Here is a 14,547-nt window from a genome sequence, read left to right as displayed (position 1 = left end):
AATTGGATGTCTCAGACATAAAAAAACCAGCCCGAAGGCTGGTTTTTATGTTTAATCATCAGAGATGACTAAGACTTATGCATCACCGAAACGACGACGCGCTGGTGCTGGAGCAGCAGGTGCTGCGGCATCATCACGACGTGGTGCAGATGAACGTTGAGCATCACGTGGTGGACGACGCTCGCCACCAGCGGCTGGAGCACGATCGCTGCCGAATGAACGACGAGGAGGAGCACCGGCACCATCACGACGTTCGCCACCGAATGAACGGCCACCGCCACGACGCTCACCACCGTTACCGCCAGCTGGACGCTCACGGCGCTCATGTGGCTGTGCATCACCCAACAGCTGCATGTTCAGCGGCTTGTTCAGGATACGGGTACGGGTGAAGTGAGATAACATTTCACCCGGCATGCCTTTTGGCAGCTCGATAGTTGAGTGGGAAGCAAACAGCTTGATGTTACCGATATAACGGCTGCTGATATCACCTTCGTTAGCGATAGCGCCAACGATATGACGAACTTCAACACCATCATCACGGCCCACTTCAATGCGGTACAGTTCCATTTCGCCAACATCACGACGTTCACGACGTGCTGGGCGCTCGCCACCATCACGGCTGTCAGGGCGGCTGTCACGACGGCTGTCACCACGATCACGGTCACGGCCACGATCGCTACCACGATCATCGCGAGAATTGAATTCGCGCTGTGGACGACGTGGAGCTTCTGGTGGCAAGATCAGCGGACGTTCGCCCTGTGCCATTTTCAGCAGTGCAGCAGCCAGAGTTTCGATATCAAACTCTTCTTCTGGTTGCAATTTAGCCAGCAATGCACGGTACATATCCAAGTCACTACTTTCCAGCTGTTGGCTAACTTTAGCAGCAAACTTAGCTAAACGACGCTCGCTCAGCAGTTGTGCATTTGGCAGCTCAACTTCAGGGATAGTCAGTTTCATGGTACGTTCAATGTTCTGCAACAGACGACGTTCACGGTTCTCAACGAACAGTAACGCACGGCCAGCACGACCTGCACGACCGGTACGGCCGATACGGTGAACGTAAGACTCTGAATCCATAGGGATATCATAGTTTACAACCAGACTGATGCGCTCAACGTCCAAGCCACGTGCAGCAACGTCAGTTGCAATCAGGATATCCAAACGACCATCTTTCAGACGTTCCAGAGTCTGCTCACGCAGGGCCTGGTTCATGTCGCCGTTCAGTGCAGCGCTGCTATAACCGCTACGCTCAAGGGCTTCTGCAACTTCCAGAGTGGCGTTTTTAGTACGGACGAAAATGATCGCCGCATCAAAATCTTCAGCTTCAAGGAAACGAACCAGTGCTTCGTTTTTACGATAGCCACCGCCCACTTTCCAATAAACTTGGCTAATGTCAGGGCGAGTCGTCACGCTAGACTGAATACGTACTTCCTGTGGCTCTTTCATAAAGCGACGGGTAATACGGCGAATCGCTTCAGGCATAGTCGCAGAGAACAGCGCAGTCTGATGTTCAGCTGGGATCTGAGCCAAAATATTTTCGACGTCTTCGATAAAGCCCATGCGCAGCATTTCATCTGCTTCGTCCAGCACTAAACCTTTCAGGTTGGACAGATTAAGGGTACCGCGTTTCAGGTGGTCTAACAGACGACCTGGGGTGCCAACAACAACTTGTGGCCCCTGGCGCAAAGCGCGTAATTGAACGTCATAACGTTGGCCGCCGTACAGGGCCACAACGTTAACGCCTTTAATATCTTTAGAGAAGCTAGTTAATGCTTCAGCAACCTGAATCGCCAACTCACGGGTTGGAGCCAGTACCAGCACCTGTGGCGCTTTCAGTTCTGGGTCAATGTTGTGCAACAGCGGAAGCCCGAAAGCAGCAGTTTTACCACTACCGGTTTGCGCCATACCAAGAACATCGCGACCGTTCAACAGGTGTGGAATACATTCCAATTGAATTGGAGATGGTTTTTCGTAACCCAAAGCAGTAAGGGCGGAAAGAATAGGAGCAGACAGCCCCAAATCAGCAAAAGAGGTTTCAAGCTCAGTAGTCATGTACACGTGCCTCATTAATAATGGCAGCCAGTCTACATAACTCGTCGAGAAAATTTTCAGTCATTTTCATTGAAAAGTGTGAACCGGCTCAAATTAGATTATAAAACGAACAAAAAGGCCATCACCCGTTAAGGTGATAAACATTGGTAAAAAACCAAGGTATATCAGGCTAATAGTTGTTCGTCAGCTATTGCTGGTCCGATTCCGATAGGTCGTCTTGTTCTTGGCCCAAAAGCGCCAATTCCAACAATGCATAGCGGTGCTCAACAAAGTTATGAACGTTGTTAGCTACCGTCAGTTTGAACAGCGCCGAAGCGGTGTCCTTGTCCCCCAGACTTAGGTAATGTTTACCTAAATAGAAGTCAGTTTCACTGAGATGCTCAGCGAGCGAAGTGTTATCCGTTGCATCTGCCTTGAGCCTTTCCATCAGCGTTTTTTCGCTGATCGTGCCCAAGTAGAATTCGACAATATTCCATCCCCATTGCCCTCTGTCCGATTTTTCATAGCGCTGTTGTAACGCTACTGCAGCTGCCTTGGGATCGATTTCTCTTTCCACCAGATACAGCCATAACGAACGGAAGGGATCATTTGGATCGTCTTGATAAAACGCCTGCAGATCATCCTGCGCCAACGGGAGTCGACCGCCATAATACAGAGCGATACCCCGATTTAAACGCGCGTAATTGTAAGTTGGATCAAGCTCTAGTACAGAATCAAACGCTTCATAGGCAGCATCAAAATTGCCTGCCTGCGTTAAATAAATGCCCAGATAGTTGAAAACTTCTGGCATATCAGGACGAATAGCTAACGCTTGCGAAAAATCATTTCGCGCTAGTGCCCGTAGCCCGAGGCTATCATACAGCACTCCGCGCTCATATAAAAGCTGTGCGCGCTCATCATCCGTAAGTGCCCGACTTGCAAGGATTTGTTCCATGCGAGCCAGAATCACTTCCTGCTGCAACGTAGGTTGCAACGGGATTGCCAATACCTCGTCTTTACGCCAATCATGGTTGCTGCATCCTGCCAGCATGAGTGCTGTCACAACGTAACACCAGCGCAAGAAAGGCTTCATTTCCTACTCCCGAAGACAAACATTGGATAAATATCCTTTCATCCATTTGTTTAACACAAGAGCATCCTGCCCTCGAGATAACACAGCTCCCCACTAATGAGTAAGGAGCTGTGGAATACTAAATTACTCTGCTGCTTCTGGTGCCGGTGCTTCTGCGTCAGGAGTAGTGGCTTCTTTGATGCTCAGGCGGATACGGCCCTGACGATCAACTTCCATTACTTTCACTGGCACTTCTTGGCCCATTTGCAGATAGTCAGTCACTTTCTCTACGCGCTTATCAGCGATTTGGGAAATGTGAACCAGACCTTCTTTACCGCCGCCGATAGCAACAAATGCACCGAAATCAACGATACGAGTAACTTTACCCGCATAGATACGGCCCACTTCGATTTCAGCAGTAATTTCTTCAATACGACGGATAGCGTGTTTCGCTTTATCGCCGTCTGTTGCTGCAATCTTAATGGTACCATCATCTTCGATTTCAATCGTGGTGCCAGTTTCATCAGTCAGTGCACGAATCACAGAACCACCTTTACCGATCACATCCTTGATTTTCTCAGGATTGATTTTCATGGTGTAGATACGTGGAGCAAACTCAGAGATATCGCCACGAGGTGTGCTGATAGCCTGTTCCATAACACCCAGAATGTGCAGACGCGCACCCTTAGCCTGGTTCAGAGCCACCTGCATGATTTCGCGGGTGATACCTTCAATTTTAATGTCCATTTGCAGTGCGGTGATACCGTCACGGCTACCGGCCACTTTAAAGTCCATGTCGCCCAAGTGATCTTCGTCACCCAGAATGTCAGACAGAACCACAAAGTTTTCTTCATCTTTAACCAGACCCATTGCGATACCTGCAACAGCGGCTTTAATTGGCACACCTGCATCCATCAGGGCCAGAGAAGCGCCACAGACAGAAGCCATTGAGGAAGAACCGTTAGACTCGGTGATTTCAGAAACCACACGTACAGTGTAAGGGAATTCGCTCGGGCTTGGCATCACTGCCATCACACCGCGTTTCGCCAGACGGCCATGGCCAATCTCACGACGCTTCGGTGAACCAACCATACCTGTTTCACCAACAGAATATGGAGGGAAATTATAGTGTAGCAGGAATGAGTCAGTACGCTCACCCATCAGCTCATCAATATTTTGCGCATCACGAGCCGTACCCAGTGTTGCGGTAACCAATGCCTGAGTTTCACCACGGGTGAACAACGCAGAACCATGGGTACGAGGCAAGACACCAGTACGCACATCCAGGCCACGGATCATGTCTTTTTCGCGACCATCGATACGTGGTTCGCCACGTAATACACGGCTACGAACAACATCTTTCTCAACGCTGCCCAGGATATCCTGAATTTCCGCAGCATCTAAAGTATCGTCTTGCGCCAAAAGTGTGTCAGTGACGTCAGCTTTGATAGCATTGACTTGTTCGTAACGCTCTTGTTTCTCAGTAATGCGATAGGCATCACCCAGACGAGTTGCAGCCAATACAGCAACACGCGCATGCAGCTCTTCGTTAACAACTTCTGGCTGCCAATCCCACTTAGGTTTACCTGCTTCGGCAACCAGTGCATTGATGTTTTCAATCACAACTTGCTGTTGTTCGTGGCCGAAGACAACCGCGCCCAACATTTGATCTTCGGACAAGATGTCTGCTTCAGATTCAACCATCAATACCGCAGCAGCAGTACCGGCAACAACCAAGTCCAGACGGCTTTCTTTCAGCTCGTCAGTGGTTGGGTTCAGTACGTACTGGTCGTTGATGAAACCAACGCGAGCAGCACCGATAGGGCCGTTGAATGGAATGCCTGACAGGCTCAGCGCAGCTGATGCACCAATCAGTGCCACGATGTCTGGGTTAACTTGTGGGTTAACAGAAACAACGGTCGCAATAACCTGAACTTCGTTCAGGAAGCTGTCTGGGAACAGTGGACGAATCGGGCGGTCAATCAGACGTGAAGTCAGTGTTTCGCCTTCACTTGGGCGGCCTTCACGACGGAAGAAGCTGCCTGGGATACGGCCAGCAGCGTAAGTACGCTCCTGATAGTTAACAGTCAGAGGGAAGAAGCTCTGGCCTGGTTTAGCTTTCTTTTGGCCAACAACAGTAACGAATACTGCGGTGTCATCCATGCTTACCATTACAGCAGCAGTTGCCTGGCGAGCCATCATGCCAGTTTCAATAGTGACGGTATGTTGGCCGTACTGGAATTTACGAATAATCGGAGTCAGCAAAGTAGTATCCTTATACTATATGCGGTGCCGGATCGTATTGACGATCTCATCCACCTGTTACTAATACCTTCACACTGCATCCTCGCGACTAATGACAATCCTTAACTCTGATTGAGTTAAAGTCTCTCATTAGCCGCGCGAACCTCTGCACCGGAAGATCCTATTTTATAAAAATATAAAACAACAACAATAATATACTAGCGTATTTTATCATTGCTCTTAGAAAAAAGGGGCCAATTTGGCCCCTTTCTCCCGAAACTCGCAGACTTAGCGACGCAGACCCAGACGCTCGATCAGGGAAGCATAACGCGCTACATCTTCACGCTTCAAGTAGTCCAGCAGCTTACGACGCGTGGATACCATACGCAGCAGACCACGACGACTGTGGTGATCTTTTTTGTGCTCGGAGAAGTGACCTTGCAAATGGTTAATTTGAGCAGTCAACAGAGCAACCTGAACTTCGCTTGAACCGGTGTCATTGGCACCGCGACCGAAGTCAGCAACGATTTTAGCTTTCGCTTCAACACTTAGAGACATGATACAACTCCAAATATATAGATAAATTAAGACAGGCGCCGATCTCTAATTCAGCAACCCAATATGTAAGCCGCACTATTCTACTCTTTGAACTGCGGGATCGCAAGAAAGGCCGCTTGGGCTTACTCCGCGTATTCCACAACCAAACGCTTCGGAGCGACACGGCCATCTTCTGCAATGGTGCCAATACCAATGAAATTATGCTCTTCGCCTTCAGTGATGCGCACCATACCTTCACCAGGAGCACCTGATACATGCACCGGTTGCCCTTGCTTAACATACGCAGCAACCGCGGGTAACAGATTGACTTCAGGGAAGTTTGAGACTGCGCTGTCCATCGGCAATAACAGCAAATCTAGCTCAGGATTAGGTGAACGCCCTTCTGCCTGTGCGGTTTCAACCATGGCCGTCAATTGCTCTAAAGTTACCATGCGATCACTGGGGTAAGTGGCCACTTGCAATCGACGCAGATAACTCACATGAGCACCGCAACCTAACAATTCGCCCAGATCATCAATGATTGTGCGAATGTAAGTTCCTTTAGAGCAATGAATTTCCAGCTCAAGGTCGTTGCCTTCCCAGCGGATAAACTGCAATTCGTAAACCGTAATACTGCGAGCTTCACGTTCTACTTCAATCCCCTGACGGGCATATTCATACAACGGCTTACCCTGATGCTTCAGTGCAGAATACATGGACGGCACTTGCTGGCTATCGCCACGGAAGCTGTCCAGAGCGGCATCCATCTGCGCCTGAGTCACTTTGACTTCCCGCTCGCTGATTAACGCGCCTTCGGCATCCGAAGTATCAGTGCGCTGCCCTAAACGAGCAACAACCCGATAGCGTTTATCTGAATCGAGCAAAAATTGGGAAAACTTGGTTGCTTCACCCAGGCAAATAGGCAGCATACCGGTTGCCAGTGGGTCAAGCGCACCGGTATGACCTGCACGGTTAGCACTAAAGAGACGTTTTACTTTTTGCAAAACGTCATTAGAGGAGAGGCCCAGCGGCTTATCCAATAACAGAACGCCGTTAATGTCACGGCCGCGACGACGTGGACGACCCATTACTTCTCCTCGTCGCTACCTGGATTAACCTGACGTTCTACATCATTTTTGATGACGTTAGTCACCAGGTTAGACATCCGCATCCCTTCAATCAGAGAGTTATCATAAGCAAAGGTCAATTCTGGCACGATACGCAAACGCATCGCTTTACCCAGCAGAGTACGGATATAGCCGGAAGCATCTTGCAGTGCTTTAATGCCATTTTTAACCGTATCCGGATCAGCGTTATCGGTTAACACATTCAGGAAGGTCACAAAGACTTTAGCGTACGCCAAATCGCGGGACAGTTCGATGCCAGACACGGTAGCCATGCCAACACGAGGGTCTTTGATTTCACGCTGTAGGATGAGAGCGATCTCTTTTTGCATTTCCTGTGAAACGCGCTGAGAACGGCTGAATTCTTTTGCCATTTGGATTCTCCAGACAATTTGGGGGGCCAAGGCCCCCCAAATGGATATAAGCAAATCAGAGGTGGTTAAGCGATGGTACGTTTGATTTCGATAATTTCGAATACTTCGATCACATCACCAGCACGGACGTCATTGTAGTTCTTAACGCCGATACCACATTCCATACCATTACGAACTTCGTTAACGTCATCTTTGAAGCGGCGCAGGGACTCCAGCTCGCCTTCATAGATAACCACGTTGTCGCGCAGAACACGGATTGGATTGTTACGCTTAATCACACCTTCAGTCACCATACAACCAGCAATGGCGCCAAATTTCGGTGATTTAAATACATCACGAACTTCAGCCAAACCAATGATTTGCTGTTTGTATTCAGGTGCCAGCATACCACTCATCGCCTGCTTAACTTCGTCGATCAGGCTATAAATAACTGAGTAGTAACGCAGATCCAAGCCTTCAGTTTCAACGACACGACGCGCTGAAGCATCAGCACGGACGTTAAAGCCAAGGATGATTGCGCCAGAAGCTGCTGCCAATGTTGCATCAGTTTCGGTGATACCACCAACGCCTGAACCAACAATGCGGACTTTCACTTCATCGGTAGACAGTTTTTCCAGTGAATCACAGATAGCTTCACAAGAACCCTGTACGTCAGACTTGATGACGATATTCAGTTCAGAAACTTCGCCTTCGGTCATGTTAGCAAACATGTTTTCCAGCTTGGATTTCTGCTGACGAGCCAGCTTAACTTCACGGAATTTGCCCTGACGATACAGTGCAACTTCACGCGCTTTTTTCTCGTCACGCACTACGGTAACTTCGTCACCAGCAGCCGGAACACTGGACAGACCCAGGATTTCAACTGGAATAGACGGACCCGCAGACGTGATATCACGGCCCAGCTCGTCACGCATCGCACGCACGCGGCCATACTCAAAGCCACACAGTACGATATCGCCTTTGTTCAGAGTACCTTGTTGAACCAGCACGGTAGCAACTGGGCCACGGCCTTTATCCAAGAAGGATTCGATAACCACACCGCTTGCCATGCCAGTACGAACTGCTTTCAGTTCCATGACTTCTGCTTGCAGCAGAATTGCTTGTAGCAAGTTATCAATACCCGTACCGACTTTCGCAGATACCTCGATGAATGGAACATCGCCGCCAAAATCTTCGGATATGATACCGTGTTGAATCAATTCAGTTTTAACACGGTTTGGATCAGCGGCTGGCTTATCGATTTTGTTCACTGCTACCACAACCGGCACGTTCGCCGCTTTGGCATGCTGAATAGCTTCGATAGTCTGTGGCATCACGCCATCGTCGGCTGCAACAACCAGCACTACGATATCAGTCGCTTGAGCACCACGAGCACGCATTGAAGTAAATGCGGCGTGTCCTGGAGTATCCAGGAAGGTGATCATGCCGTTTTCAGTTTCAACGTGATAAGCACCGATGTGCTGAGTAATACCACCGGCTTCACCTGATGCCACTTTCGTGGAACGGATGTAATCCAGCAGAGAGGTTTTACCGTGGTCAACGTGGCCCATGATGGTCACAACCGGAGCGCGATGCTCGGCAGCGGCTTCAGCGCCAGTATCACGGTCGCTCATCAGTGCTTCTTCCAGTTCGTTTTCACGACGCAGAATCACTTTGTGGCCCATCTCTTCAGCAACCAGCTGGGCTGTTTCCTGATCGATAACCTGGTTAATGGTTGCCATTGCGCCCAGTTTCATCATTGCTTTGATGACCTGAGAGCCTTTAACAGCCATTTTGTTTGCCAATTCAGCAACAGTTACTGTCTCGCCAATGACGACGTCGCGGTTAACTGCCACAACAGGCTTGTTGAAGCTCTGCTGCAAGGTGCTTGGTTTACGTTTGCCTTTACGGCCAACAGCACGTGCTTCTTCGCGATCAGCTTTAGACTCGGAGAGTTTATTGCCTTTCTTCTGCTTAGTTGCTTTACCACCACGAGTGCGGCTACGGCGATCACCTTCAACTTTGGCGTCGTTTTCATCTTCCGCGGCGCGCGCATGTTGTGAAGTGGTCACATGGTAATCAGCAGATTCAGTCTGCTCTGCCACAGGTTCTGGCCATTTACCTTCGTTTTCGGCTGCCATTTTACGGGCTTCCTCAGCAACGCGTTTAGCGTCTTCTTCGACCTTACGGCGTGTTTCTTCTTCTACAGAGCGTTTCAGCTCGGCAGCTTCAGCTTCACGGCGTGCTTTATCAGTCTGAGCTGGCTTGGTTTTTTCGTCGGTTTGTTGATTCGTCACTTTTTCTTTTTCCGCTGCTTGGCGTTTAGCTTTTTCAGCGGCCTCACGTTTGGCTTGTTCTTCGGCCGCTCGTTTAGCTTTTTCTTCAGCGATTTTCTGCGCTGCTGCTTCCGCTTCACGTTGTGCCTGCTCTTCCGCTTCACGCTGTGCCTGCTCTTCCGCTTTCGCTTGTTCAGCTTCCGGCGTATTTACATAAGTGCGTTTCTTGCGGACCTCGATTTGCACCGATTTACTTTTTCCGCCGGTGCTCGGAATATTCAAGGTGCTACGCGTTTTGCGTTGCAGCGTGAGTTTGTTAGGCGCACTACCGTGTTCACGGTTTAAGTGTGCCAGCAGTGTCTCTTTTTCTTGCTGGGTAACTGAGTCTACTTCAGACTTCTTGATCCCTGCATCAGCAAATTGCTGTACCAGGCGATCAACTGGGGTCTGAATCTCAGCTGCCAGCGATTTTACGGTTACATCTGTCATGCTGTTCCTTCCTGCTACAGTTTATTACGCGTTATCGCCAAACCAACAGATATTACGTGCAGCCATAATCAGCTCGCCGGCTTGCTCATCGCTAAGCCCTTCAATATCTGCCAGATCGTCGATACCCTGCTCGGCAAGATCTTCCAGCGTACACACACCGCGCGCAGCCAATTTGAATGCCATGCTACGTTCCAGACCCGCTAAATTCAGCAGATCATCAGCGGGTTTTTGGTCGCCAAGACTTTCTTCTTGTGCCAGGGCCAGCGTGGTCAATGCAGCTTTGGCGCGGTCACGCAGCGCTTCAACCGTATCTTCGTCAAGACCATCGATTTCCAGAAGTTCTTTCATTGGCACGTAAGCCAATTCTTCCAGAGAAGAGAAACCTTCCTCTACCAGAACGGTGGCAAAGTCCTCATCGATATCAAGATATTTGGTGAAGGTATCAATAGCGGCATGAGCCTCGGCCTGATGCTTCGCCTGAAGATCGTCCGCCGTCATTACGTTCAGTTCCCAGCCACTCAGCTGTGCAGCTAAACGCACATTCTGGCCATTACGGCCGATTGCCTGTGCCAGGTTACTGGCTTCAACGGCAACATCCATCGTGTGTTTGTCTTCATCAACCACAATTGACGCAACATCAGCTGGCGCCATGGCATTAATAACAAACTGGGCTGGATTATCATCCCACAATACAATATCAATGCGCTCGCCGCCAAGTTCGCTGGAAACAGCTTGAACACGGGCACCACGCATACCAACACAAGCACCGACAGGATCGATACGTTTGTCGTTGGTTTTAACCGCAATTTTAGCACGCGAACCCGGATCACGAGCAGCTGCTTTAATTTCGATCAATTCTTCGCCAATTTCTGGCACTTCAATACGGAACAGTTCAACCAGCATTTCAGGGCGTGAGCGGCTCACAAACAGCTGAGCGCCGCGAGCTTCTGGACGCACATCATACAGAACACCACGGATACGGTCGCCTGGACGGAAGTTTTCACGCGGTAGCATGTCTTCGCGGCCAATAACTGCTTCGGCATTATTACCCAAATCTAGGGCAATACTGTCGCGGTTAACTTTTTTCACTGTACCGGTAACAATTTCGCCCAAGTATTGGCGGAACTGTTCAACCACCATAGCGCGTTCAGCTTCACGTACTTTTTGTACGATAACTTGCTTGGCGGTTTGAGTGGTAATGCGGTCAAAAGTGACAGATTCAATTTGATCTTCAACATAATCGCCCAACTGGAGCGAAGGATCTTCAAACTGAGCTGCCTCTATTGTGATTTCACGTGTTGGCATCGTGACTTCGTCAACAGCAACCCAACGACGGAAGGTGTCGAAATCACCGGTTTTACGGTCGATGCTGACGCGAACTTCAATTTCTTGTTCGTATTTTTTCTTGGTCGCTGTCGCTAGAGCGGTTTCCAACGCCTCAAAAATCTTCTCGCGCGGAAGGGATTTCTCATTGGAAACTGCTTCTACAACAGCCAGAATCTCTTTGTTCATCCTAGTTGCCTCATCCAAACTTTAAAAGTGGGGTACCAGGTTCGCTTTCTGGATGTTGCTCAGCGCGAACACTTCATCTTTTCCATCCACAGTAACCGTGATCATTTCACCATCAACGGCTTTGATAATGCCCTGCCATTTACGGCGGTTCTGCATTGCCATACGCAGCACCAAAGTGACTTCTTCACCAAGGTAACGAGTATAGTGTTCAGCAGTGAACATTGGGCGATCAAGGCCCGGAGAGGAAACTTCTAAGTTGTAAGCGACCGTAATTGGATCTTCTACGTCCAATACAGCGCTGACCTGGTGGCTGACATCAGCACAAGCATCAACAGTGATTCCGTCGTCACTATCAATATAGATTCGTAGCGTCGATTGGCGCCCCCGGATGAACTCGATGCCGACTAATTCATAGCCTAAGGCCTCAACCGGTGCTGAAATTATCTCTGTTAACTTTTGTTCTAATGTGGACAAGCCCACCCCCAAGACATAAAAAAAGGGCCTAATAGCCCAGTGATTCTGCTGTCAAATAACAAAAAACCCCGAAATTCGGGGCTTTATGCAACTGGACCCTGTTTGCCGCAAAGCGGCTTCGGTACAACTTTCTGACAAGTATTTTTTTCAAATTGAAATCGAAAGTATCTGAGGTCTACCGAATACAACATTTGAAAAAAAACACTTTAGGAAAGTGGTTGCGGGGGCCGGATTTGAACCGACGACCTTCGGGTTATGAGCCCGACGAGCTACCAGGCTGCTCCACCCCGCGTCCGAAAACGTGGCAAATATTACGTTGATAACGACAAAAAAGCAAGTTATCTGTCTGATTTGGTACCGAGGACGGGACTTGAACCCGTAAGCCCAATCGGGCACTACCACCTCAAGGTAGCGTGTCTACCAATTCCACCACCCCGGCACTGATTCAAATGGTTGTTTTTACTGTTTAAGTCATCACAACCATTTTAAAACTTTCTATCTTTCTTTCTATTTTACTGCTTTTGAAACATTACTGCGGGATATCACTACTCGGCTTAGTCGGAGCTACAGGCGCTGTAGTCTGCTCAGTTTTTGCTGGCTGACCCAAGTTTTCCCATTCGCTACCTTTATTGCCCTGGTTGGTGCTCATATTTCCCAAAATCAAGCTAATGACGAAAAACAGCGTCGCCAATACAGCCGTCATACGGGTCATAAAGTTACCGGAACCATTCGAACCGAACAGAGTTGCAGAAGCACCTGCTCCGAATGAGGCTCCCATATCCGCGCCTTTGCCTTGCTGTAACATGATCAGAGCTACTAGCCCAATCGAAATCAGCAAGAAAATAACCAGAAGAGCTTCGTACATATTTGTACCTGTATCCTTGCGGGTTCACCGCATGCCAAATGCTTCTCACCCATCAAGCGGGGACTTATTCACCCACTTAAGCGGGTGTGAATACTAACCAAAGCGTCTAGTACACGCAAGGGCAATTTCACAACAGAGGTTCATTTGCGGAAAAAAGCGTCAAGTTATTCAACTTCAGCATAATTTAGAGGGGAAGAGTGACTCCCTTCCCCCGCAAAAATGGTTAACCTGCGGCTTTCACTGCATCAGCAATTCGATTCGCCATTTCAGCAATCAGTGATTCTTCCGCATCACCTTCAACCATGACTCGGATTAATGGCTCAGTACCTGATTTACGCAACAGAACCCTGCCACGATCACCCAGCTCTTTTTCAACCTGGCGAGTCACTTCTTCAACTTTCTCTGATTTCAGTGGGTTATGTTCGCCCGAGAAACGCACATTCACTAAAATTTGTGGCAATAACTTCATGCCGCTACACAGATCGTGCAGACTCATATGGTTACGCACCATCGCAGTAAGTACCTGTAAGCCAGCCACAATGCCATCACCGGTTGTGGTTTTATCCAACAGGATGACATGGCCTGAGTTTTCAGCACCAATACGCCAGCCTTTTTCTTGCATAGCTTCCAGAACGTAGCGGTCGCCGACTTTGGCACGAACAAAAGGAATGCCTAGTTCTTTCAGCGCCAATTGCAGCCCCATATTGCTCATCAGTGTGCCTACCGCCCCACCTTTCAGTTGCCCCTGACGCAGCCCTTCTCGCGCAATAATATAGAGGATCTGGTCGCCATCAACCTTGTTACCCAAGTGATCGACCATCATCAACCGGTCGCCGTCACCGTCAAATGCCAAACCAACATGGGCACCTTCGGCAAGCACTCGCTGTTGCAGCAAACGAACATCTGTAGCGCCACATTCTTCGTTGATGTTCATACCATCAGGCTCACAACCAATGGTAATCACGGTTGCGCCCAATTCACGCAAGACACTTGGCGCGATGTGGTAAGTGGCGCCATTGGCGCAATCGACCACAATTTTCAGCTCATTTAAGCTGAGTTCACTGGGGAATGTCCCTTTGCAAAACTCAATGTAACGCCCCGCGGCATCCACAATGCGGTTTGCTTTACCCAACTCTGCGGACTCTACGCAGGTTAAGGGTTTTTCCATTTCGGCTTCAATGGCTTCTTCCACATCATCCGGCAGTTTAGTGCCGTCAATTGAGAAGAATTTAATGCCGTTGTCGTAGAAAGGATTATGAGATGCCGAAATAACGATACCGGCTTCCGCGCGGAAAGTTCGGGTCAAATAAGCCACTGCAGGTGTCGGCATTGGGCCAGTAAATGAGGCAGATAACCCAGCGGCAGCCAGGCCAGCTTCAAGTGCGGACTCCAGCATATAGCCAGAAATACGCGTATCCTTCCCAATGATAATTTTACGAGAACCATGTCGAGCCAGCACCTTACCGGCGGCCCAGCCGAGCTTTAATACAAAATCTGGCGTAATCGGGCTGTCACCCACTTTGCCGCGAATGCCATCTGTACCAAAGTATTTACGGTTACTCATAATTTT

12 protein-coding genes and 2 tRNA genes are annotated in these 14,547 nt (G+C 49.2%); all 14 read right to left on the bottom strand.

All coding sequences use genetic code 11. The annotated features are described in order from the left end of the window. Positions 1–75: 75 nt before the first annotated feature. The 14 genes from N0H69_RS02330 to glmM all read right to left on the bottom strand — a co-directional run bounded on the left by N0H69_RS02330 (position 76) and on the right by glmM (position 14,541). Positions 76–2,052: a DEAD/DEAH family ATP-dependent RNA helicase gene (locus N0H69_RS02330; protein WP_050146957.1), complete on the bottom strand. Its 1,977-nt coding sequence runs from the start codon at positions 2,050–2,052 to the stop codon at positions 76–78. Next, the gene (yrbN, locus tag N0H69_RS22230) at positions 2,042–2,116 is read right to left on the bottom strand and encodes a protein YrbN (protein WP_223499600.1); all 75 of its coding nucleotides are present in this window, start codon (positions 2,114–2,116) and stop codon (positions 2,042–2,044) included. The genes N0H69_RS02330 and yrbN overlap by 11 nt, the downstream gene beginning before the upstream one ends. 123 nt (positions 2,117–2,239) lie before the next feature. Further along, on the bottom strand, positions 2,240–3,124 hold the full coding sequence (gene nlpI, locus N0H69_RS02325) for a lipoprotein NlpI (protein WP_004707064.1): 885 nt from the start codon (positions 3,122–3,124) through the stop codon (positions 2,240–2,242). A 123-nt stretch (positions 3,125–3,247) separates the two neighbouring features. Beyond that, entirely contained in the window at positions 3,248–5,368 is a 2,121-nt protein-coding gene (pnp, locus tag N0H69_RS02320; RefSeq protein ID WP_050110311.1) for a polyribonucleotide nucleotidyltransferase, read from the bottom strand. Between the two features lie 267 nt (positions 5,369–5,635). Further along, a complete protein-coding gene (rpsO, locus tag N0H69_RS02315; RefSeq protein WP_004707062.1) occupies positions 5,636–5,905 on the bottom strand; it encodes a 30S ribosomal protein S15 in 270 nt (89 codons plus the stop codon). Positions 5,906–6,027: 122 nt separating this feature from the next. Then, positions 6,028–6,972, bottom strand: coding sequence for a tRNA pseudouridine(55) synthase TruB (truB, locus tag N0H69_RS02310; protein ID WP_050121733.1), 945 nt, complete (start codon positions 6,970–6,972; stop codon positions 6,028–6,030). Further along, complete coding sequence (rbfA, locus tag N0H69_RS02305; protein ID WP_005175393.1) at positions 6,972–7,382, bottom strand: 30S ribosome-binding factor RbfA; 411 nt, start codon at positions 7,380–7,382, stop codon at positions 6,972–6,974. Before rbfA ends, truB begins: the two co-directional genes overlap by 1 nt. Before the next feature lie 65 nt (positions 7,383–7,447). After that, entirely contained in the window at positions 7,448–10,126 is a 2,679-nt protein-coding gene (infB, locus tag N0H69_RS02300; protein ID WP_050110313.1) for a translation initiation factor IF-2, read from the bottom strand. 24 nt (positions 10,127–10,150) lie between these two features. Further along, positions 10,151–11,638 carry a transcription termination factor NusA gene (gene nusA, locus N0H69_RS02295; RefSeq protein ID WP_050110314.1) on the bottom strand — a complete coding sequence of 496 codons (1,488 nt, stop codon included), beginning with the start codon at positions 11,636–11,638 and terminating at the stop codon, positions 10,151–10,153. Positions 11,639–11,659: 21 nt separating this feature from the next. Then, the gene (gene rimP / locus N0H69_RS02290; protein ID WP_002222054.1) at positions 11,660–12,112 is read right to left on the bottom strand and encodes a ribosome maturation factor RimP; all 453 of its coding nucleotides are present in this window, start codon (positions 12,110–12,112) and stop codon (positions 11,660–11,662) included. A 215-nt stretch (positions 12,113–12,327) separates the two neighbouring features. Beyond that, a tRNA-Met gene (locus N0H69_RS02285) sits at positions 12,328–12,404 on the bottom strand. Between the two features lie 60 nt (positions 12,405–12,464). Further along, positions 12,465–12,551: transfer RNA gene (locus N0H69_RS02280), tRNA-Leu, on the bottom strand. A gap of 90 nt (positions 12,552–12,641) precedes the next feature. Next, positions 12,642–12,977 (bottom strand): preprotein translocase subunit SecG, encoded by a 336-nt coding sequence (gene secG / locus N0H69_RS02275; protein ID WP_004707058.1) that lies wholly within the window; start codon positions 12,975–12,977, stop codon positions 12,642–12,644. Positions 12,978–13,200: 223 nt separating this feature from the next. Beyond that, complete coding sequence (gene glmM / locus N0H69_RS02270; RefSeq protein WP_050110315.1) at positions 13,201–14,541, bottom strand: phosphoglucosamine mutase; 1,341 nt, start codon at positions 14,539–14,541, stop codon at positions 13,201–13,203. Positions 14,542–14,547 lie beyond the last annotated feature (6 nt).

The organism is Yersinia alsatica (genome assembly GCF_025133195.1).
In the GTDB taxonomy this organism is placed as follows: domain Bacteria; phylum Pseudomonadota; class Gammaproteobacteria; order Enterobacterales; family Enterobacteriaceae; genus Yersinia; species Yersinia alsatica.
This window is presented reverse-complemented; position numbering and strand designations above follow the sequence as displayed.

What these genes read in the sequence shown, in the direction of transcription:
- N0H69_RS02330 (WP_050146957.1), bottom strand. Translation starts at nt 2,052, where the DNA reads ATGACTACTGAGCTTGAAACCTCTTTTGCTGATTTGGGGCTGTCTGCT.
- nlpI (WP_004707064.1), bottom strand. Translation starts at nt 3,124, where the DNA reads ATGAAGCCTTTCTTGCGCTGGTGTTACGTTGTGACAGCACTCATGCTG.
- rpsO (WP_004707062.1), bottom strand. Translation starts at nt 5,905, where the DNA reads ATGTCTCTAAGTGTTGAAGCGAAAGCTAAAATCGTTGCTGACTTCGGT.
- truB (WP_050121733.1), bottom strand. Translation starts at nt 6,972, where the DNA reads ATGGGTCGTCCACGTCGTCGCGGCCGTGACATTAACGGCGTTCTGTTA.
- rbfA (WP_005175393.1), bottom strand. Translation starts at nt 7,382, where the DNA reads ATGGCAAAAGAATTCAGCCGTTCTCAGCGCGTTTCACAGGAAATGCAA.
- infB (WP_050110313.1), bottom strand. Translation starts at nt 10,126, where the DNA reads ATGACAGATGTAACCGTAAAATCGCTGGCAGCTGAGATTCAGACCCCA.
- nusA (WP_050110314.1), bottom strand. Translation starts at nt 11,638, where the DNA reads ATGAACAAAGAGATTCTGGCTGTTGTAGAAGCAGTTTCCAATGAGAAA.
- secG (WP_004707058.1), bottom strand. Translation starts at nt 12,977, where the DNA reads ATGTACGAAGCTCTTCTGGTTATTTTCTTGCTGATTTCGATTGGGCTA.
- glmM (WP_050110315.1), bottom strand. Translation starts at nt 14,541, where the DNA reads ATGAGTAACCGTAAATACTTTGGTACAGATGGCATTCGCGGCAAAGTG.